The following is a 21,810-nucleotide window of genomic DNA, read 5'->3' as shown; positions in this document are numbered from 1 at the left end:
TCACTTTACCAGCAACTGATATACTTCGAAATAATTATCAGGAAAAGGTACGAGGTGAGATGTATTATGGAAGCAATTGTTTATATTAGTCACGGTAGTCGCTCAAACGATTGGAATGAACAGTTTATTACTTTTATAACAGACACAATGAGAGAAAATATTGCTCCAATACAAGCGTATGGATTTTTCGAACTTGCCACTCCTTCTATTGGGGAAGCCATTCAATCCTGCATTCTTCAGGGAGCAACGAGAGTAACGGTCGTGCCCGTATTATTATTATCTGGGAATCATGCTTTAATAGATATCCCTACTGAAATAGCTGAATCTCAAGAACAGTTCCCTTTCATTCCGATTATGTATGCTGACGTACTAGGAAGCGACCGTATGTTCCTTCCGGCAATCATTGATAAACTTCAAGAAAAAGGCTACCAACAATCAGAAAATGAACTCGTTTTGCTAGTGGCTCACGGAAGTGGGCATGAGGAAACCTCTCAAGAACTATCAGATCTAACAAAGGTGGTTAGCGAGGAATTAAGGACCCCTGTTGACTGGGGATATTTAAGTAGAGATCCCCATTATTTGAAGAAGCTTGAAGAGACGTTTTCAAATGACTATCAAAAGGTATATATCGTCCCACACTTTCTTTCAAGAGGTGGATTCACAGAGAAAATCAAGAGACAGCTTCATGAATCCTACCCTGAAAAAATTGGCCAGGAAGTTATATTATGTAATCCTACCGGATACCATGACCTTCTTCATACGATGATTCAAAGAAGAGCACTATCACCAAAGATACCAACGATTAAACAGTAAAGGATAGCACCCTTTATTCTCAGGCTGTCGAAAAAACTTCGACAGCCTATTAATTATGATATTTCTTTATCGGTTCCCTAGTGTGCTATGTATTCGTAAAGAAAGGATTGGCCGTTTCGGTAAAATCTCGGATCGTAAACTCCTAGTTTTTTTCCATCGTCAGTAATGACCACAAATGGTGACCATTGGTATAGAGTTTTTGCTTTTGGGCTTTTTGAGAATAAATAATCTAAATCTGCATCCTCTTTAGACTCAAGAACATATTGAACTTTACTGCGTTGGAAGATTCCATCCTCAATAATCTTTACGGTTCCTTCTTGTTTCGTTATAACCTGAAAGGTGGTTGGTATAAAACCAGCTGATAATGCAATTTGTTTATAATCTTGATTGTATTTTTGATAGTAATAGTAACCTTGTAGACTCTGTAAACCCACATGAAAAATGATTAAGAGCCACGCTACTCGAAAAATATAAGGCTTCTTTAAACCTGTTTCCCTTAATTTTCTTGATACATAAAAACTACTCCCTAATATACTCAAGATTACAAAGTCAATGATCGGTATAGTCCCAAATGTAATCCTCATTTGGGAAAAAGGTTCAAAATATCCTGTCCCCCATGCGTTAAACAAATCACTAGTATTATGAATAATTACTGCAAGCCATCCTAGATAGAATAACCTTTTATCCTTAACTTTAAAGATAACCATACATAGAACATAAAATAATAAAGCCCATATGGGTGTAAGAAAAATAGAGTGAGTAATACCGCGATGCCACATCTGATAAAGTCCTTCTGTATCCCATAGCTGGGAAATGACATCAGTATCAGGAATTTGACTAGCTCCCACGGAAGTAAATAAATAGGACATTTTTGTTCTTTTATCCATCTTATCTTTCCCAATTGAACCATATAACGAGAGTCCAAATAATGTATGTGTAATAGTATCCAAAGCTAATTCCTCCACTTTGTCATGTAGTTATCCTATTTTGGAGGTAATCAGAAGGATAAATCATTACACCCTGTTTATTTATTTGTGCAATAGAATACATCGATTTTGCCACCTGCCTTCCTTCAATGGCCTTTAGCTTTAGTAAAGGACCCGTAAATAGGAATGAAAGTGCTTGGAAAATCGATGCCCCTATCTTCTCACCTAAGCGAAACTCATTTCTTTGACCAAGTAAAAGGGAAGGGTGAAGAATCGAAATGGTTTCGAATGGAACGGTCTCAAGCTCTTCCTCAAGCTTACCTTTCATTTGTGAATACCATATTTTCGAATGAGGATTGGCATTCATTGAACTGATTAAGAGAAAATGAGTGGCTCCCAGTTTCTGTGTAAGTTTAGCAAGAGCAAGAGGATAATCTGCATCTATCTTTTTCATGGCAGCTTTTGTTTTTGCTTTCTTAATCGTTGTCCCTAAACAACAAAAAACATCATCTACTGCCATATGTTCGGAATATTCTTCAAGGTGGTCAAAGTCAATGATCACCTCATTAAGTTTAGGATGCTGTATGCTAAGAGGTCTTCTAACGATAGCTGTCACTGTAGCATATTCCTGTGCTTCGAGTAATATATGTAATAGCTCATTGCCTACAAGTCCTGTGGCACCCGCTATTAATGCTTTTTTCGGTTTCATGATAACACTCCTTTCCAACGTATATCTCTATTATCGTAGCAATGGAAATTAATTATCAACTTTTAAGCTGTAAAAAAGCCCTCGCAGGACGATACGAGGGCCAGTTTTTCAGGATATATTCTTTACATTTTGTTCAGGAATACTTGTTTGCATGGCTCTTAAAAAGGCTTGAACTAGCTCAGGATCATAAAGTGAATTCATCTGACTACGAATTTCAAACAGTGCCTTTTCAGTTGGAATCCCTTTTTTATACACTCGTTCTTCTGTCATGGCAGAGAAAGAGTCAACGATTCCTAATAAACGAGCGTTCAATGGAATTTCCTTTTCCTTTAATCGATATGGATAACCAGATCCATTCCATCTCTCATGATGAAAAAGGACTCCCTCTAAAATTTCCTTTTTAAACGGGAAATCTCCATGTCTTTGCAATTTTTCTACACCTAAGATTGGATGCTGTTTAATAATAGTATATTCCGCTTCTGATAACCGACTAGCCTTCCTAAGAATACTCTGCGGAATATCTAATTTCCCAATATCATGGAGCAAGGCTGTTAAATAGAGGTTTTCCCGATCCTTCTCACTGACACCTAACTCCTTAGCTAGTAAAATAGCATAATGAGCCACACGATTTGAATGCTCCCAGGTATGGGTATCCTTTGAATGTAATAAATTGATATACTCTTGGACTGGGTCTTTCACTGTGACAGCTTCCACTTTTTCTTCTTCACTAACCTTAACCTCGTGCGTTACTTCTTCCCTATAAGCTTCTACTCGATTTCTCCCATTTCTTTTTGCGATATAAAGGGCTTTATCGGCGTACTCTAAAAGTTCCTTTTCCGAAGCGGTTATTGAAGGTAGGATGGATGCAACCCCAAGACTAGCAGTAATCATTGGAGACACCTTAGATTTTTCGTGTAGGATCTGTAATGAAAGGATTCCTTTTCGTATATCCTCAGCAATATTTGTTGCCTCCTCTACTCCCGTATTGGGAAGTAATATAACAAATTCTTCTCCACCATATCTTGCACCAAAATCTGTTGTCCTCGGTAATTCCCGAACCACCAACCTGGCAACCTGTTTCAAGCAGTTATCCCCTTGCTGATGACCATAATGATCATTGTAAAGTTTAAAGTGGTCAACATCTAATAATATCGCAGACAAAGGAGATGGTGTTTCTGACATACAGCCTTTTTCCCATTCAAAAGTAAGCCTTTCATCAAATGAACGACGATTATTAATACCTGTTAATCCGTCGACAGAGGATAGCTTTAACAATAAATCATTAGCCTCAACAAGCTTCTGTTCAGCGAGTTTTCGCTTTGTTATATTACTTTGGATTGTGACAAATTGATGTATGTCTCCTTCTTCGTTTAATAGAGGAACAATTACCGCATCAACCCAATAATAACTTCCACTTTTGGATTTATTTCGTAACTCTCCACGCCAAATCTCTTTTCTCATTAAAGTTTCCCACATCGTTTTATAAAAACTTTGCTGATGATAACCCGAGTTTAGGAACTGCTGTCGTTTTCCAATAAGCTCATCCTTTGTGTAACCTGAAATACTACTAAATAAATCATTTACTTTTAAAATAACCCCTTTTGGATTGGTAACCATGACAACAACAGATTCATCCAAGGCAAATTTAATATCCTCTAATTCCTTTAAAGCCTTGTTAAGTACTTGATCTGACTGATGACGATCTGTAATATCGGTCATCGTACCGAATGTCCCCAGTAAGTTCCCCTCATTGTCATAAGAAAATGAAATATTTAACTCCATCCAAAGAACATTATGATTTTTCGAGTAAAATTTAATTTCCTGACGTGTTCGTGCTTGCTTCTCGTCTATCAACTTTCTAACTTTTTCGATGTGACTTGTTCTTTCTTCGGAAACAACATAATACAGATAGTGTTTGTTTAGACTTTCCTCCACCTTAAATAAGGTTAATTCCTCCCATGCACCATTTAAGAAAACAATTTTCCCTTCCCGATTCGTTTGAAATATAACTTCTCTTACACTTTCTACTACGTTTTGAAATTTCTGTTTTGTTAGGGAAAGTTCATGCTGTTTAAGAAGAATTTCATTATGTTGTTCGGAAAGCATCTGATTTTTACGCTCAAGCTCAATAAGAGCCATTCTCGATCGATGGACATGTAGGATTAAGTACATGGTAAAGGTACCTGTAAATGCCATTAGCAAGACAAACGTTAAGAACGGTGTTTGATCGTGCTTAAGATATCTAAAATAATCGATGAAGTAGAAAAAAATAGTGACTATAGTAAGTGAACATCCCCACCTTTTCCATATATCGTGAATCCTGTTGTTAAGTATAAAAATAAAGATCCAAATTCCCAGTAAATAATAAACTGCTGGGTCAGAGATCATTTGCCATCCTAATTTTATAGACAATCCCCATAAAACAATGCTTATTGCACTAATTGCCGAGACTCCTCCACCGAATAAACCGATGATAAGAATAGGTAGGTAATAGAAAGACAGATCAGATTCCAGTGGTCCGGGTACAAACATCCATAAGAATAGTGAAACTGAACCTGCTAACCCGCCCGCAAGCATTTTATGAGGAATTGAAGATGTTAGGGTAAGGATGTTTTTACTCAATTGAGTGGAAATAAAAAAATAAGCTACTACCATTACTCCATCAAGAATTAAATGATAAGGCATAAACGGTTCCTCCTAAAAGCAAACGAGACTTACTGGTTATATCGGTGATATTTGCTGATTTTTGACTGATTTTGTCGAAAATCAAGAAAAAGAGTGTTACATCACTCCATTTCCCATAATGTAAAAAGGAAAGCTCCTGTAAAAGAGCTTTCCTTTTTTCGACTACAAGTCTTCTCCATTGCTAGAGATGACTTTTTTATACCAATCAAAACTTTTCTTTTTATACCGTTTGTTTGAACCTTTTCCTTCACTGTCTCTATCCACATAAATAAAACCGTAACGTTTCTTTAGCTCAGCCGTTGACGCACTAACAAGGTCAATTGGTCCCCAAGAAGTGTAGCCCATAATTTCAACGCCATCGCCAATTGCTTTTTTCATTTCTTGGATATGTGCTTTCAGATAATTAATTCTATAATCGTCCTGGACCGTCCCATCCTCAAGCTTGTCTACAGCACCAAGTCCATTCTCAACAATAAACAAAGGCTTTTGATAACGATCATATAATTGGTTACATACCGTTCGCAAGCCTACAGGGTCAATTTGCCATCCCCACTCTGAAGATTGTAGGTAAGGGTTTTTCACTCCAGCCATTAAGTTACCTGCTGTCTTCTCATCTTGATGTTCAGGTGCCGTACTTGCAACAAATGACATATAATAACTGAAACCAATATAATCTACGGTATTGTCTTGTAGGAGTTCAAGGTCACCTTGCTCCATCTGAATGGTAATCCCTTTCTCCTCTAAATCATTCATTAGATAGGTAGGGTAATATCCCCTGGATTGCACATCTGAGAATACCAATGTTTTCCTATCCTGTGATAAGGCAGCGAACATATCCTCTGGCTTTGAACTATATGGGTAGGTAAGCATAGAAGCAATCATACAGCCAATTTGATTGGTGGCGTCAATTTCGTGACCAATTTTAACCGCTAAAGCACTTGCAACAAATTGGTGATGTGCAGCTTGATAAAGATCCTGCTCATTCCTTTCCCCATTTTCAAATAATATCCCTCCACCCGTGAAAGGGGCATGAAAAAGAACATTTATTTCATTAAAGGTCATGTAATACCTTACTCTACCCTTAAAACGATTAAATAACGTACGAGCAAAATTCTCATAAAAGCCAATCAATTTTCTATTTTTCCATCCACCATAATTTTTCACCAGACCAAGTGGCATCTCATAGTGGGATATCGTAATCACGGGCTCAATATTATGCTTTAATAATTCATCGATCATATCATCGTAAAATTGTAGCCCTTTCTCATTGGGCTCCGTTTCGTCCCCATTAGGAAAAATTCGGGTCCAAGCAATCGAAAAACGAAACGCCTTAAAGCCCATTTCTGCAAATAAGGCGATATCTTCCTTGTACTTGTGATAAAAGTCAATTCCTTCATGATAAAGATTAAAATCCTTCATAGAGAAATCAGGTGGGAACATAATCCCATTTGGTGACACATCAGCTGTTGATAGACCTTTTCCATCTGCTTGATACGCCCCTTCTAATTGGTTAGCAGCTACAGCACCACCCCATAAAAATCCATCTGGAAACTTTGTGTTCTTTGGATTCAATCCATTCACCTCAAATAATAAATTTTTCCATTATTACTACTTAAGCTTGATTAACCAATCACCAGCTTTAATCTGTGTTTGATTAGATTTTTCTAACGTATATTGTGCACGATTTGTTACTACTACAGGGGTAGTGACACTTAATCCCTCTGCTTTAATCTTCTGAATATCAAACTCAATGAGTAGTTGTCCTTTTTCAACACGTGAATCCATTGATACATGAGAGGTAAAATACTTTCCATTTAGTTCTACCGTATCCATACCGATATGAATTAATATTTCTACCCCTTCATCCGTTGTAAAACCAATAGCATGATTGGTAGGAAACAAGGCTGTCACTTTTCCTGAAACCGGGGCAACTAACTTTCCTTCTGAAGGCTCAATTGCTACACCATCTCCAAGCGCCCCAGAGGCAAAAGCTTGGTCTTTTATGCTAGAAAGAGGGACAATCTCTCCACTAAGTGGACTATATACGGTTAAATTACTACCTTGAGAGACGGCTGTCTGCGACGTATTTGGTTGTCCGTTATTTTGATTAGGTGTTGAATTTTTACTATCTGAATCTTGCCCTTTTCCTAATCCAAATAAGTAAGTTAAGATAAAACCCAGCACAAACGCAACAACAATGGAGATAATTAATCCCCAAATAGTCATCGTTGCTCCACCTTCTGGATTAATGTGAGATGGAATCCCAAAGATGCCCAAACCACCAATCATATAAAGCTTAACACCCGTGGCTCCTATGATTCCTCCACCAACAGCGGCAGCGATACAGCTAATAATGAAAGGTTTCTTCAAAGGCAAGGTGACCCCATAAATAGCTGGTTCCGTTACGCCAAATATACCCGAAATAAAAGCGGGAATACTTAAAGATTTTAACTTTTGCTGTTTTGTTTTTACCCATACACCTAAGACAGCTCCAATTTGGGCAAAGGAAGCAGCGAAGGTCGTTGCTAGTACTGGGTCTGAACCGAGTGTTGTCAAATTGTTAATAGCAATTGGAACAAGTCCCCAGTGAAGCCCAAAAATAACAAATACTTGCCATAAGCCACCTACAAAAATACCGGCAAGGATTGGACTTAGATTGTAGATAAATAAAGTAGCCTGTCCTAATAAATTTCCTGCCCAAGTAGCGACGGGTCCAATTACGATAAATGTTATTGGAACAACAATTAGCAATGTAAAGAATGGCACTAAGAATGTTTTTACTACGTCTGGAATAACCTTTCTTAACCCTTTCTCAACTTTTGCTCCAAACCATGCCGCTAATATAATCGGAATAACCGAGGAAGCATAACTCATTAATATAACCGGAACACCTAGGAAGGTAATAAAAACAGGTGATTGGAATGTTGAACCTGTAAATAATGTAAATAATGGCTCTCCCGCAGAAATGGTAGTTAAGGTCGGATGAACTAGTGCGGCACCAATCGCCATCCCAATAAATGTACTACCACCAAACTTCTTAATTGCCGTGTATCCTAAAAAGATAGGAAAGAAATAAAACAAGGAATCTCCAATTGCATTTAATATTTGAAAAGTCCCTGAAGTAGCATCAATCCATCCGAAAGTGACAAAAAGAGCATTAAATCCTTTAATCATCCCCGTTGCAGCTAACACTCCAAGGATTGGTGTGAAAATACTAGCGATTATATCAATAAAGCGGGCAAACACCCCACCTTTTTCTCCTCCCCCATCTTCTTCTACAGGAGATTGATTTTGGAACCCTCCGATCTCCACAACCGCTTTATATACATCGGGAACATGGTTTCCAATGACTACTTGATACTGACCACCGCTTTTCATTACGGTAATGACACCTTCCATATTTTTCAAGGCATCGGTATTTGCTTTTCCCTCATCCTTTAACTTAAAACGCAAACGGGTAATACAATGCACGACACTATTAACATTTTCTTTCCCACCAACATTTTCGATAATGTCTTTGGCCAATTGCTCGTATTTGATAAGGATCCCTTCTTTCTAGTTAAGATGACATTCTAATGTGCTGCCTTCCTATGATATTTTGTTCAAATGGAAATAGCTTATACTAGTAACCCTATTTAGCAATTAGATAGCAAAATAAAAAACCAGCCTCTTGGCTGGTTTAAGCAAATTGTTTATTTTCTTCTTTTTTGAAGAAGCTCTTCATCGCATGGAACACATCGGATTTCTGTTTGAGGATATAGTATCTGAAGTCTTCATGTTTGATGTTTTTATACGCGGACATTAGGGTCGAGTGGCGGTTGTATTGATTTACTTCTCCATAACCAAACATATTGGATACTTTCATTAGTTCTTCTACAAGCTTCACACACCGTGCATTATCTGACGTTAAATTATCTCCATCAGAGAAATGGAAGGGATAAATATTAAACTTTGCAGGATCATATTTTGTTTCAATAAGTTCTAAAGATTTACGGTAGGCAGATGAACAAATCGTTCCTCCACTTTCTCCCTTAGAAAAGAAGTCTTCTTCAGAAACTACCTTTGCTTCTGTATGATGAGCAATAAACTCGATATCTACCGTCTCATACTTGGTTCGTAAAAATCTTGTCATCCAGAAGAAAAAGCTACGAGCCATATACTTTTCCCAAAGGCCCATGGAACCACTCGTATCCATCATCGCCAGCACAACGGCTTTAGAGTCTGGCTTAATAATCTCATTCCAGGTTTTAAATTTTAGATCTTCTCTATAAATAGGATGAAAGCTAGCCTTACCTGTCATTGCATTCCGCTTATAAGCGGTCATCATTGTTCTTTTCTTATCAATGTTCCCCATCAATCCTGTTTTTCGGATATCATTAAACTCAATATCCTCTACAACGTTTTCAGATTTTTCTTTCTTTTTCAAGTTTGGTAGCTCAAGCTCTTTAAAGAGTGCTTCCTGGATATCCATTAAGGACACCTCAGCCTCAAAATAATCTTCTCCCGCTTGATCTCCAGCTCCTTGCCCTTTACCAGGCCCCTTTTGATTCGCAGATCCATCTCTTGCTACAACATCACCAACTTGGCTTTCTCCATCTCCCTGGCCCACATGTTTGTTTTTATCATAATTATATCGAATTTTGTATTCATCCAGTGAGCGGATCGGGATTTTCACCACTTCTCGACCATTTGACATAACAATATTTTCTTCTGTTACTAAGTCGGGTAAGTTGTTTCGGATTGCTTCCTGAACCTTCTCCTGATGCCTCTGTTGGTCGTCATAGCCTTTTCGGTGGAGGGACCAGTCTTCTTGCGAAATCACAAATTGATGGTTATTTACATCTGCCATAGTTTTAACCCTCCTAATTTTTTGTCACCATTTTCACAAAACGCTCATACAATATCCCGAGTGTAAAATTGAGTGGGAAACGTTGATTACTCTATCATATGCAGAAGGCCGTAATAATTTACAAATAATTTTGACAATGAGACATTCGCCTATAGAGTTGGACAAGCCTATTTATTGCTATTCAAGTATGTTAGAGGGGCTTTCCATCTCTAAAATTTACTGTAAGATGATCTGACCTCATACTCATAACTCCTCTAAAGCTTAGACGTACTACTATGATTATTGTTTTGGCAGACAAAATATGTTTTGGCTTTAAACGGGTAAAGAAAAAGAGCTAGTCTTTTTAACTAGCTCAATAATTCTTGAAGGATTCTATTAATTGGGGCATGATCTTCTGGAGAGGAATCAATATGTTTCCATACTACTTCTCCATTTTCATTAAAAATCCAAGATCCTCCCTGAATATAGATGTCTTGCGTTTTTAATGCTTCTTTTACCACTTTCTTTTGGTTCTCTTCTTCTGGAATGAACGCTTTAGAGCCCCCTGTGATAAAAGCTTTCCCAGCTTTCATTAATAGCTTCCACTTTTGCATCGACTCGTGTCCCATGCTTTTGTACAGCGTTCTCTTTGGGTTACCATAAATATCAAATGGAAATGGACCGAATGCATCAATAAATGGTTCAAGTAGGGCTCTACTTGACGGTGTAATAACAAGTACTTGTGCACCATTAGAAGTCAATTGGTTATAGTGCTCACGCAACTGCGTGAGGAATTCTCTGCACACAGGTCAGCCAGGGTGACGAACAAAAACAACTAAACTCTTTTTGCCATGAATGATTTTCTGAAATTCTTCATCTTTTGAATAAGGTTTTTCTAGTAGAAGGTTCAAGTTTTCACCTCAAATTTTTTTGTGCTTATTTAATTTTGGGCAATTTAATTTTATAAAATATAGTTAAAGGCGTCAATGTACAAAATGTGAAATAAGCATGTGGCTGAGCCACATGCTTTACAATTTTGCATCTAGTAACCTGTGTTTACTTTTAACCTTTTCTATCTTTACTTTTGTTACTTGTGTTTGATCTAATTTCGTTTCTTGCTGTGGGTCAGGAGTTTTATTTTCTTTCCTAAGCTCTTCATTCGTTTTCATTTGTTCAATCTGTTTACCAAGGTCCTTCATTTCTTTCATATCCTCAGCCATGGAACTGTTTTGTGCGACATCATTTTTAACCTTTTGATTTGATTTCATGATTATCACCTCTGGTAGTCTTTACCCGAGATGGACAAGCTGTAAACATAAAAACAGGGCTGACTATTTCTAGCCAACCCTTTTTTATTAACGGTTTAACAAGCTACCAACGTAACGAAGCAGTTCGTTTGCAGAGGTAGAGTTATAGCCATGCTCGTCAATCAATCTTGCAACTACTTCATTGACCTTTTTTAGTTGTTGCTCGTCTGGTGTCTTCGTGGAGGTTGTAATTTTTACAACATCCTTTAAGTCAGCAAACAGCTTCTTTTGAATCGCTTCACGCAGACGGTCATGAGAATTATAATCAAATCGCTTGCCCTTTCTTGCATAGGCTGAGATACGAATTAAGATTTCTTCGCGGAAAGCTTTTTTCGCATTTTCAGAAATACCGATTTGCTCTTCAATGGAACGCATTAACTTTTCATCTGGATTGATTTCTTCACCGGTTAGTGGATCGCGGAGCTTTGCCTTATTACAGTATGCTTCCACATTATCCAAATAATTGTCCATTAATGTTTTGGCTGACTCTTCATACGAGTAGACAAATGCTTTTTGAACTTCTTTCTTCGCGATATCGTCATATTCCTTACGAGCAAGTGAAATATAATTTAAATATTTCTCTTTTAACTCAGGAGTAATGGATGCATGCTGGTCCAAGCCCTCTTTTAAGGAACGTAGAACATCAAGGGCATTGATGGACGACATTTCTTTTCTAATAATCGTAGAGGAAATACGATTGATGACGTAACGAGGGTCAATTCCACTCATCCCTTCATCCGCATATTCCTTCTTTAATTCATCAACATCGGCACTTGAGAAGCCTTCGACATTTTCTCCATCGTACAGACGCATCTTCTTAACCAAATCAATATCGCCTTTTTTCGGTTCCTTCATGCGTGTTAGGATTGTAAACATGGCTGCGACCCGTAAAGTATGCGGTGCAATGTGAACATGTGATACATCACTTTCCCCAATCATTTTTGCATAAATTCTTTCTTCCTGACTCACTTTTAAGTTATAAGGAACTGGCATAACGATGATTCTTGAGTGCAACGCTTCGTTTTTCTTATTTGAAATAAACGAGCGATATTCGGTTTCATTCGTATGGGCAACAATCAATTCATCGGCTGAAATTAGTGCGAAACGACCGGCCTTGAAGTTCCCTTCTTGTGTGAGAGAAAGTAAATGCCATAAGAACTTCTCATCACATTTCAGCATCTCCTGGAACTCCATCATTCCACGATTAGCTTTATTTAATTCACCATCAAATCGATAAGCTCTCGGATCGGATTCAGATCCATATTCAGCAATCGTTGAAAAGTCGATACTGCCTGTTAAGTCAGCGATATCTTGAGACTTCGGATCAGAAGGACTGAATGTTCCAATACCAACACGCTTATCTTCTGAGAAGAAAACACGCTCGACAATAACATCCTCAATTCTACCGCCATATTCTTGTTCCACTCTCATCGTGTTTAAAGGTGACAAATTACCTTCAATCCGAATTCCATATTCATCGAAAAAGTCTTTTCTTAAATGATGTGGAATTAGATGCAATGGATCCTCGTGCATTGGACAACCTTTAATCGCAAAAACAGCGCCTCGTTCTGTAAGCGAATAAGCTTCTAATCCACGTTTAAGCATCGTCACTAAAGTTGATTTCCCTCCACTGACTGGACCCATTAGTAAGAGAATTCTTTTCCTTACATCTAATCGCTTGGCAGATGGGTGAAAATACTCTTCAACTAATCTCTCTAACGATTCCTCTAAACCAAATAACTGGTTACTGAAAAATTCATATTTTTTACTCGTCCCGTCTTTTTCAATTCCAGCATCTTTGATCATATTATAAACGCGAGAATGTGCCGACTGTGCTACCCATGGACTTTCCTTCACAATTTCTAAATACTCTGCAAATGTACCTTCCCACTTTAACTTTTCCTCTTCTTGTCTAAACATTTCGATCTTTTTAATGATATCCATATGGACCTCCCCTGTTTGAATGATCAGAGACGATTAATATAATCTATGCACCCGTATAAATGAACATGCCTAATCATGGGAGAGTAATGTTGTCCTTTTTTAGAAACACTTTAAAAACTTGGCTAAAAAAAATCCTTTCTATCATTCACACTATGGATTAAATAGGCTATAATAAGCCTATATGTAAACGTAATCTTTTCAAGAGGAGGCTACATACCATGGGATTGCTTCTTATTTTAGGTGTTATGGTTGCATTTCTAGCTGCAATTTTTACTGCAGGATATGATGATAAGCCAGGTGTAAATAAGTAAGAAAAGCTGCCGGGATCGGCAGCTTTTTTTATTGTTTATTAAGTTTTTGACCCTCTACATAATCCTTCATATACATTCTAGATTTCTTCTCAAGCATATTTGCCATTTGCGCAGTCCAGGTGTCAGTACGCTTTCCACCCGTTCTTTCCTTATAATATCTTGATATTAAGTTATTGTAGTCTGTTAGTTGCTGGTCATAATTTGTGATATTGTATTCATTTTCATGATACACATGCGCAAGGGGCAAACGGGGTTTCTTATCCGTCGTATTTTTCGGATAACCAACGGCTAATCCAAATAGAGGAATTACTCGTTCAGGTATATTAAGTATGTTCCCAACTTCTTTAAGATTATTTCTTATGCCACCTATATAGCAAATTCCTAGACCTAAAGATTCTGCAGCCAAGGATGCATTCTGAGCTGCTAATGAAGCATCAATAAGTGCTACCATAAATTTTTCCGTACTTTCAATTGAGGGGATAACATCCTTACCTTCCATTTGTCCAATCAATTGGTGACGGAACAAATCTGCACAAAAAACAAAAAAGTGTCCATTTTCCTCCACATAGGATTGGTTTCCCGCAAGTTCTGCTAACTTTTTCTTTTTCTCCGGATCGGTTACACCAATAATAGAATATGCCTGTATGTAACTAGAAGTAGATGCTGCTTGAGCACTTTTGACAATGACTTCAATCTGTTCACGAGTTAAGGGTTTGTCCTCAAAGCTCCTAATCGAACGATGATTTACTATCGTTTCTATCACAGAATTCATTCTTTATTCCTCCTTTTAAAAAGGCCGTTCTATTATAGAACGGTCCCTTTTATGTTAGATGTAAATAATTTTGTTGTCTTAATGCCTCATACACTAAAATTGCTGCTGTGTTTGATAAATTTAACGATCGTACATGCTCATCATTCATCGGTATTCTTAACGCCCGGTCAAGGTTTTTCTCTCTGACTTCTTGTGGCAATCCAGTTGTTTCACGACCGAAGATGAAATAATACTCTTTCTTCGTATCGCTGTAATCAAAGGATGTATAGTTTTTCTGTCCAAATTTCGTTAAGTAGAAAAATTCTCCACCTGCATTCTTTTCATAAAATTCATCTAATGAATCATAATAATGGATTGTTACCGCATCCCAATAATCTAATCCTGCACGCTTTAATTGTTTATCATCAGTTGAAAATCCAAGCGGTCGGATCAAATGTAGGCTTGTATCTGTTGCAGCACATGTACGAGCAATATTCCCTGTATTAGACGGAATTTGTGGTTGAAATAATACGATATGGTTTGGCATGATGTCACCTCTGTATTTAACTATCAGAGGATATTATACCATTACTCTTTGCTCAGAGCCAAAGCTCACACATCATCAACAATTTGTAAAAAAATATATTTAATATTTGGTGTGTATGCTGTTGAATCCTCATATGCCCAGTATCTTTTTCTACTATTCGTTGTATGCGCGTTTACGAGTGGCATTCCATCAGCATCTTTTGCCGTAACAATGGTGGTATGGTTAAATCTCCCATCACCTTCAAAGTCGTAACAAATAATATCCCCTAACTTTAGCTCATCCGCTCGGTTCACCTCAACCGCTCGTAAGCCTACCCTAGCATTTGGCAAATACCAACGGAACGAGTGAGCAACCGTCCAGCTATACGTCCAACTATTATTTTGCATCCACCAGCCCTTCGAACGATTTGGATACCCCGTCATCGGTGCCCCGCCTGCGTGAAGGCATTGGGATATAAAGTTGGTACAGTCATTTGTAAACTTACTATAGCGTGAATTATAGCTATTCCACCATGTTTCCGCATACTTAACAGCATTTAAACGGTTGTACTCATAGCTCACTCTCTCATCAAACTTTTCATTGATACTAACTTCTGCTTTTTCCATTGAAAAGTCTGGGGCAATTTCGCTATCATCAACTAATGTTTCTTTATAAAACTCAGCCCTTCTATCCTCAATTTCTTCCTCTATATATAAAGTGCCCTTATGATTAATTAAGTACTGAAAGTGAACCTGATAATCAACGTGAGCGATGTCAGCTGTATGCTCGATATTTTGTATCTTACCACTAGCTTTTGCTTTAACAATTTCTCCCTCTCTCTCAGCTAGCCCTTTTTTCTTCATCTTAATTTTTGCACATTCGTTTGATCTGTCTTTTGTCTTAGTTACACATTGCTTGACCCTATCCTCGAGTAACTCTTGTAGCTGTTTCCTCACCTTTTTCACTCCCTTCAAGTAAAACATATGAAGAAGTTGAAAAAAAAATGAGAGCAACTGAGTGCTCTCACTGAATGAACGATAATCCTTTATTTATTTCGTCAAGAACCTCTAGGTCCTCTTCTCTTTGTTTGGCAATAACCAATGCATCCTTTGCCGTAGATCCACCAATTTTTCCAAGTGCCCAAGCAGCAGTTCCTCTTAACACCGGCCTTGGATCCTTTTTCATTACTTCGATTAAATCCTCAACAGCTGTTTCATCCTTATAATGCGCAAGTGCGATGATCGCATTTCTCTGAATCGGCTTTTTCCCACGCCAAGATCCAGATACATGTCCGAACTTTTCCTTGAAATCCCGATTACTCATGAAAAGTAAAGGACGTAATAAGGGTTTTGCAATCTCTGGGTCAGGTTCCATCTCTTCATGAAAATGAAAATCCTTTCCTTTATTCTTTGGACAAACAGTTTGACATGTATCACAACCGTACAATCTATTACCAATCTTGCCCCGAAATTCATCTGGAAGAAACCCTTTTGTCTGTGTTAAAAAGGCAATGCATTTGTGAGAATTAAGTTGCCCTCCTTGGACAAGTGCTCCAGTTGGACAAGCATCTACACATTTATTACAATCTCCACATCCATTTTCAACTGGTTGATCTGGTTCTATTGGAAGATTCGTGATCATTTCCCCTAAGTATACATAGGAGCCAAACTCTGGAGTAATAATGGCACAATTCTTCCCGCTCCAGCCTACTCCAGCTCGTTCCGCTACGGCTCTATCAGCTAGTTCCCCTGTATCTACCATAGATTTTACAAGAGCTCCTGGAATTCTTGAATGGATATAGTCCTCAAGTTTTTTTAACCGATCTCGGAGAACCGTATGATAATCCGCTCCCCAAGAGGCACGACAGAAGATGCCTCTTCTCTCTCCTTTTTTGCTCTCCACTCTCGTTTTCATTTTTGACGGATACGCTAAAGCAATCGAGATAATCGAAGCAGCCTCCGGTAAAAGCAAAGATGGCTCGACTCGTTTATTAATATCCTGCTCTTCAAAACCCGACTGAAACTCTAGCTCCTGTTGCCTAACAAGGCGATTACGTAGCTCAGAGAACGTGGAAGCTGATGTAAATCCAATTTTATCTATCCCGATCGTTTTGCTATATTCTATGATATCTATTTTTAGTTGATCATAATTCAAAGTCATTCACCTCGTTCCATACTTACAAAATACGCAATCACTGAAATCTATGATAAACTATTTTAAACACTTTTTGGAGGTGGAAAGTTTGGAAATAACGATTTCTCCAGAGCTTTTGTCACTTGTCCCAGGTTTTAAAATGGGCGTTATTACATATAAAAATATTGAGGTTGGTTCTTCACCACAAATGCTTAAAGGTAGACTTCAGCTTTTTCAAGAATCATTATTTTTTGACTTAGAAGAAAAGCAACTGACGGAACTTAAAGGAATTAGTGAGTGGAGGTCTATTTTCAAGAAAACTGGAAAAGATCCTAATCGCTACCGTCATTCAGCAGAAGCACTATATCGACGTGTCAAAAAACAGAATTACATACAAAGTATTAACAGTGCAACGGATCTAAATAACTTTCTCTCATTGAAATACGAAATTCCATTAGGAATCTATGATCTATCCCTTGTGAGGGGGAAGATAGAAATAAAAATAGGCAACGAAGAGGAAGAGTATGAAGGGTTAAATGGACGGACGAACTCCCTTCAGCAATTAATTATCTCTTCGGATGAACTAGGTGGATTCGGAAGTCCATATGTTGATTCCGTTAGATCAGCTATAACTGATTCTACAAAAAATGCTCTTCATCTGATTTATTTACGTCCTAGCATGACAATAGAAGAAGGTCAGCTGTTGACAGAATCCGTAATGAATATGTTTACCCAAATACATGGTGGGATTGGGGAATGTCAAGTGGTTGGAGGCTAATATAAGCATAATACCCCTGTCCTAAATGTCAGGGGCATTGTTATTTTTGAAGTCAGATCGCTACTGTAAATTAAAAAACGCAGTACAACGTTTTTAATAAACGGCATACTGCGTTGCTTATATGTATGGAGCGGGTGATGAGAATCGAACTCACGACATCAGCTTGGAAGGCTGAGGTTTTACCATTAAACTACACCCGCAAATATGTGATTCATATTTGGTACTTTTATATAATACATAGATTTCTAAAATAAATCAAGTATTTTGTCGAATTTTTTCCCACTAAAATACTGGGTATTATTTCCTATAGTTCTTGTTTAAAAATGGTAGTTCTCATAAAATAAGTAATAGGAATGACTAACACTGGGAGGACAAGAATGAGTGAGCTTACTCAAGGACTACTAATTAACTTATTGTTTATTCTTCTCTCCATTTTGCTCTTAAACTTGTTAATTTTAGCTAAGCACAATATTTATACCTACCGTTTTAGAAAACTGCATCTTTTCCTTTTATCTTCTCTATTAATGGTTGGTAGTATTCTTTTGTCTGTTAAAGTAGATGAAGGCTTTTTGTATGATTTACGCTTTATCCCTTTTCTACTTGGATGTATCTACGGTGGTAGACCCGTGATACTAAGTCTAGCTAGTGTGTTAATTTTAATTCGACTTCCCTTTGGTGGGGACGGTATTTGGGTTACTATTCTTCTTGCCATGATCTACACAGTCGTTATGATAGTTATTTATCCTAGCTTATTAAAGAAATCTCTTTATAATCGACTATCCCTTCTAACCTTTTTATCTTTTTTATATTCAGTAATAGGATTTTTAATTCCATCTATTTATTTGATTTTCAACAGACCTCTTCTTATTTCATCTATGTTATCGTATTAACAGCTTCTACCTTTTTTGTTTGTTACTTATGCGAAGTACTACGGACCTTTCATCTATTACAAATGGAATCGATGAAATTTGAAAAGATGGAAACTGTTAGCCAATTAGCTGCAAGCATAAGCCACGAAGTTCGAAATCCACTAACGGTAGTGAGAGGGTTTTTGCAACTAGTACATGAACATTCAGATACACCAGAAGATTGTAAAACCTATACTTCTCTTGCCATAGCCGAGGCAGATCGTGCATCGGAGATTATTAATGAATACTTAACCTTTGCCAGACCTCACCCTGAAGTAGAATTGCCACTAGACCTGGAGCAGGAAGTTCAGAAGTGTGTCGAAATTATTCGCCCCCTGGCAAATAAGCAAGGGATAACAATAGAAACCGCTTTTTTACATAACCACACCATTACTGGTGATCCACATAAATTCCAGTAAATACTGTTAAATATATCCAAAAATAGTATTGATGCAATGAGGTCTGGAGGTATCCTATTTTTATTCACTAAGGAGGATGAGACTGGAGTCCATCTTAGTATTACAGATACTGGTATTGGAATGACCTCCGAACAGGTTGCAAGATTAGGTGAGCCTTTCTTTTCATTAAAAGGCAATAAAGGGACTGGCCTCGGAATGATGGTTGTATTTCGTATAGTCGAAAGTATGAGAGGTACCGTTCATGTAAATAGCCAACCGATGAAAGGAACGAGAATCACCCTTTCCTTTCCCATAAAGGGAACGATTCATAGATAAATAGCTCTTACCAAATGGTAAAAGCTATTTACTATTTGTAAGTACTTCTAAAACTTCCTTATAAGGTGCTGGTTTGCTAAAAAAGTAACCTTGCATTGTCCTACATCCATTTTTTTCCAAAAATGAGATTTGACTTAAGGTCTCAACTCCTTCGGCAACCACATCCATCCCTAAACTATTTGCCAACCCAATGATGGCTTTAATGATCTCTTCTTGATTTTTATCCTCTTCAATATCTCTTACAAACGATTGATCAATTTTCAGTGTTTTAATCGGAAATTTCCTCAAATAGCTTAGTGAGGAATACCCTGTTCCAAAATCATCTAGAAAAATATCAACTCCCAAATCCTCGAGTAGCTGCAGGATTCTCACGTTATCCTCAACATTGGTCATAGCCGTACCTTCTGTTACCTCGATTTTTAAGAACGCAGGAGATAATTCCGCCACATCAAGAGCTTGTTTTAGCCAATCTACAAAATCACCTTGCTCAAGTTGCTTAGCTGAGACATTTACTGATACATATAATTCAAACCCTTTGCTATGAAAATCCTTGCAATGCTTTATAGCTGTTTCAATAATCCACTTTCCTATTGGCACAATTAACCCAGCATCTTCCGCAACCGGGATAAATTCCGATGGAGGTACCCAGCCAAACATTGGGTTCTCCCACCTTACCAATGTTTCAAACCCAACAAGCTTATTATTGCTGGTATCCATAATAGGTTGGTAGTGTAAGGATAACTCCTTATCCTTTAATACATTGTGCAATCCCTGTTCCAAGATCATTTTTCTAGATATACTGCTCGTCATACCAATATGGTAGACTTGATAAGTATTCTTACCTTTCTCTTTAGCTAAGTACATTGCTTGATCGGCTTTCATAATTAAACTGTCTACGTTTGCTCCATGGTCAGGGTATACACTGATCCCAATGCTAGCAGACAGGGTAAATTTCATCTTATTTAACATAATTGGCTGTTGAATCACTTGAAGAATTTTAGAAGGAATATCTTCAAACGCACAATCATCAATAATATTCTCTATAAGTACCGCAAATTCATCCCCACCTTGACGAGAAATCACATCCTCATCGTAGAGACACCCTTTTAGCCGCTTTCCTACAATTTGTAATAACTGATCTCCTACCGCATGTCCGAGGGAGTCATTAATATACTTAAATCGGTCTAAATCTAAATACAGTACCATTACCTTTTTCTTCTCTTGCTTGGCATTCTCCAACGCAATCGTAAGCTTTTTATCAAACAGTCTTCGATTAGGTAGTCCAGTCAAATAATCATAATAAGCATATTGCTGTAACTGTTCTTCCGCCTTTCTTCTCTGATCAACATCCGTAATGACTCCATCTACTCTCACTAGAGCACCCGACTCATTAAAATATGGAACTGTATAATTTGAGACCCATCTAACGTGGCCTTTTTTATTAATTATTCGATACTCAAATTGGGATACTTCCCCATTTAATAACTTTTTTTGTGTTTCAATTACATATTTTTTATCATCAGGATGGATAAAATTCTTACAAAGGGCAGGATCATCAATAAATTCTTGAGCAGTATAACCTGAAATATTAAAGCATGCTGGTGACACGTTGATAGCTTTATTTAGTACGCAGTCCCAAGACCAGAGACAAACATCAATACTATGAAAGATTTTTTCTAACTGGGATTGAGAATGCCTTAGCTCCTCTTGAATCTTATTACTTTCGGTCATGTCTTTAGCAAACCCGATTATTCCTTGGATTTGTCCTTCTATAATAATTGGAACTGCAGTTAAGTAAAGTTGTATTATACTTTGATTTTTATGTCTTATTTTCACTTGCATCGTTTCCCGGTTACCATTTAGAACCTTAGAAAACTTTTCTACTGCTGCTTCTTTATAATCATCAGTTATTATTTCTACAAAATGAGTATTGACTGCTTCGGGCAAAGTATAACCGCTTAACTCTTCTGCTGATTTATTAAATAAAATAAATTTTCCTTCTAGATCAACTGCATAGCTTGCATCTGGATTAAAATCAAAAAGAGATTTATACGCGTCAAATAAATGATCCTTCTCTAATCTAATACGAGTCATTTTTTTCATTCCTTCGAGGTATGAGAAATTTTAGTTTGTAACCTTATAATAATATATATCCTTATTTTATAATCCAAAAGTCCTATTAACAATGGTACTAGATTCCTTGTTATATATTACCAAGTCCTTATATTAGATTCGTATTATTACAAAGGCAAAAAAAACCTCACAAATCTTGATTAAACAAGTTTTGTGAGGTTTTTACTTTAAGGATACCGGTGGCCGGGGTCGAACCGGCACTCCAGAGGAACACGATTTTGAGTCGTGCGCGTCTGCCAATTCCGCCACACCGGCATGATTCAAATGTAATGGCTTGATATTTTACTAAGTAAAAAGGAATGCTATTTTGCTATACACAAAGCA

The 21,810-nt window shown here is 37.5% G+C and carries 19 protein-coding genes and 2 tRNA genes; 5 read left to right on the top strand and 16 right to left on the bottom strand.

Features of this window, described 5'->3' with window-relative positions:
* Window positions 1-15: 15 nt before the first annotated feature.
* Window positions 16-813, top strand: a complete 798-nt coding sequence (locus BKO01S_RS21365) for a sirohydrochlorin chelatase (protein ID WP_369691012.1) — start codon at window positions 16-18, stop codon at window positions 811-813.
* Between the two features lie 77 nt (window positions 814-890).
* Here BKO01S_RS21365 and BKO01S_RS21360 read toward each other — a convergent pair whose 3' ends face one another.
* From BKO01S_RS21360 to queG, 13 genes are all read right to left on the bottom strand, one after another.
* A complete protein-coding gene (locus tag BKO01S_RS21360; RefSeq protein WP_066059380.1) occupies window positions 891-1,763 on the bottom strand; it encodes a metal-dependent hydrolase in 873 nt (290 codons plus the stop codon).
* Window positions 1,764-1,782: 19 nt separating this feature from the next.
* Window positions 1,783-2,448, bottom strand: coding sequence for an NAD(P)H-binding protein (locus BKO01S_RS21355; protein ID WP_066059377.1), 666 nt, complete (start codon window positions 2,446-2,448; stop codon window positions 1,783-1,785).
* 108 nt (window positions 2,449-2,556) lie between these two features.
* Window positions 2,557-5,133 carry a diguanylate cyclase gene (locus BKO01S_RS21350; RefSeq protein WP_066059375.1) on the bottom strand — a complete coding sequence of 859 codons (2,577 nt, stop codon included), beginning with the start codon at window positions 5,131-5,133 and terminating at the stop codon, window positions 2,557-2,559.
* Window positions 5,134-5,295: 162 nt separating this feature from the next.
* Window positions 5,296-6,705, bottom strand: a complete 1,410-nt coding sequence (bglH, locus tag BKO01S_RS21345) for an aryl-phospho-beta-d-glucosidase (RefSeq protein ID WP_066059372.1) — start codon at window positions 6,703-6,705, stop codon at window positions 5,296-5,298.
* 36 nt (window positions 6,706-6,741) lie between these two features.
* Window positions 6,742-8,673 carry a beta-glucoside-specific PTS transporter subunit IIABC gene (locus tag BKO01S_RS21340; protein WP_066059369.1) on the bottom strand — a complete coding sequence of 644 codons (1,932 nt, stop codon included), beginning with the start codon at window positions 8,671-8,673 and terminating at the stop codon, window positions 6,742-6,744.
* Window positions 8,674-8,812: 139 nt separating this feature from the next.
* Window positions 8,813-9,982 carry a sporulation protein YhbH gene (gene yhbH, locus BKO01S_RS21335; protein WP_066059367.1) on the bottom strand — a complete coding sequence of 390 codons (1,170 nt, stop codon included), beginning with the start codon at window positions 9,980-9,982 and terminating at the stop codon, window positions 8,813-8,815.
* A 347-nt stretch (window positions 9,983-10,329) separates the two neighbouring features.
* Window positions 10,330-10,743, bottom strand: coding sequence for a peroxiredoxin-like family protein (locus BKO01S_RS21330; RefSeq protein WP_066059364.1), 414 nt, complete (start codon window positions 10,741-10,743; stop codon window positions 10,330-10,332).
* Between the two features lie 246 nt (window positions 10,744-10,989).
* Window positions 10,990-11,229 (bottom strand): hypothetical protein, encoded by a 240-nt coding sequence (locus BKO01S_RS21325; RefSeq protein ID WP_066059361.1) that lies wholly within the window; start codon window positions 11,227-11,229, stop codon window positions 10,990-10,992.
* An 87-nt stretch (window positions 11,230-11,316) separates the two neighbouring features.
* On the bottom strand, window positions 11,317-13,212 hold the full coding sequence (locus BKO01S_RS21320; protein WP_066059358.1) for a PrkA family serine protein kinase: 1,896 nt from the start codon (window positions 13,210-13,212) through the stop codon (window positions 11,317-11,319).
* Window positions 13,213-13,551: 339 nt separating this feature from the next.
* Window positions 13,552-14,295 (bottom strand): oxygen-insensitive NADPH nitroreductase, encoded by a 744-nt coding sequence (gene nfsA, locus BKO01S_RS21315; protein ID WP_066059355.1) that lies wholly within the window; start codon window positions 14,293-14,295, stop codon window positions 13,552-13,554.
* A 49-nt stretch (window positions 14,296-14,344) separates the two neighbouring features.
* Window positions 14,345-14,821 (bottom strand): tRNA (uridine(34)/cytosine(34)/5-carboxymethylaminomethyluridine(34)-2'-O)-methyltransferase TrmL, encoded by a 477-nt coding sequence (trmL, locus tag BKO01S_RS21310; protein WP_066059352.1) that lies wholly within the window; start codon window positions 14,819-14,821, stop codon window positions 14,345-14,347.
* 65 nt (window positions 14,822-14,886) lie between these two features.
* The gene (locus BKO01S_RS21305) at window positions 14,887-15,756 is read right to left on the bottom strand and encodes an amidase domain-containing protein (protein ID WP_066059349.1); all 870 of its coding nucleotides are present in this window, start codon (window positions 15,754-15,756) and stop codon (window positions 14,887-14,889) included.
* A 67-nt stretch (window positions 15,757-15,823) separates the two neighbouring features.
* Entirely contained in the window at window positions 15,824-16,954 is a 1,131-nt protein-coding gene (gene queG, locus BKO01S_RS21300; protein ID WP_066059346.1) for a tRNA epoxyqueuosine(34) reductase QueG, read from the bottom strand.
* A gap of 88 nt (window positions 16,955-17,042) precedes the next feature.
* On the opposite strand from queG, the gene BKO01S_RS21295 reads away from it, so the two are divergent.
* Window positions 17,043-17,711 carry a B3/B4 domain-containing protein gene (locus BKO01S_RS21295; RefSeq protein WP_066059341.1) on the top strand — a complete coding sequence of 223 codons (669 nt, stop codon included), beginning with the start codon at window positions 17,043-17,045 and terminating at the stop codon, window positions 17,709-17,711.
* Window positions 17,712-17,837: 126 nt separating this feature from the next.
* On the opposite strand, the gene BKO01S_RS21290 is transcribed toward BKO01S_RS21295, so the two are convergent.
* Window positions 17,838-17,911: transfer RNA gene (locus BKO01S_RS21290), tRNA-Gly, on the bottom strand.
* 177 nt (window positions 17,912-18,088) lie between these two features.
* On the opposite strand from BKO01S_RS21290, the gene BKO01S_RS21285 reads away from it, so the two are divergent.
* The 3 genes from BKO01S_RS21285 (at window position 18,089) to BKO01S_RS21275 (ending at window position 19,353) form a co-directional block, all read left to right on the top strand.
* The gene (locus tag BKO01S_RS21285; protein WP_066059338.1) at window positions 18,089-18,601 is read left to right on the top strand and encodes a sensor histidine kinase family protein; all 513 of its coding nucleotides are present in this window, start codon (window positions 18,089-18,091) and stop codon (window positions 18,599-18,601) included.
* A 71-nt stretch (window positions 18,602-18,672) separates the two neighbouring features.
* Window positions 18,673-19,038, top strand: a complete 366-nt coding sequence (locus tag BKO01S_RS21280) for a histidine kinase dimerization/phospho-acceptor domain-containing protein (RefSeq protein ID WP_066059335.1) — start codon at window positions 18,673-18,675, stop codon at window positions 19,036-19,038.
* On the top strand, window positions 19,039-19,353 hold the full coding sequence (locus tag BKO01S_RS21275; protein WP_369691011.1) for an ATP-binding protein: 315 nt from the start codon (window positions 19,039-19,041) through the stop codon (window positions 19,351-19,353).
* 24 nt (window positions 19,354-19,377) lie between these two features.
* On the opposite strand, the gene BKO01S_RS21270 is transcribed toward BKO01S_RS21275, so the two are convergent.
* Both BKO01S_RS21270 and BKO01S_RS21265 read right to left on the bottom strand, forming a co-directional pair.
* Window positions 19,378-21,447: a sensor domain-containing protein gene (locus BKO01S_RS21270; RefSeq protein WP_066059329.1), complete on the bottom strand. Its 2,070-nt coding sequence runs from the start codon at window positions 21,445-21,447 to the stop codon at window positions 19,378-19,380.
* A 213-nt stretch (window positions 21,448-21,660) separates the two neighbouring features.
* A tRNA-Leu gene (locus BKO01S_RS21265) sits at window positions 21,661-21,741 on the bottom strand.
* Window positions 21,742-21,810: the final 69 nt, after the last annotated feature.

Source organism: Robertmurraya korlensis NBRC 107688 (assembly GCF_001591645.1).
GTDB lineage: Bacteria > Bacillota > Bacilli > Bacillales > Cytobacillaceae > Robertmurraya_A.
This window is presented reverse-complemented; position numbering and strand designations above follow the sequence as displayed.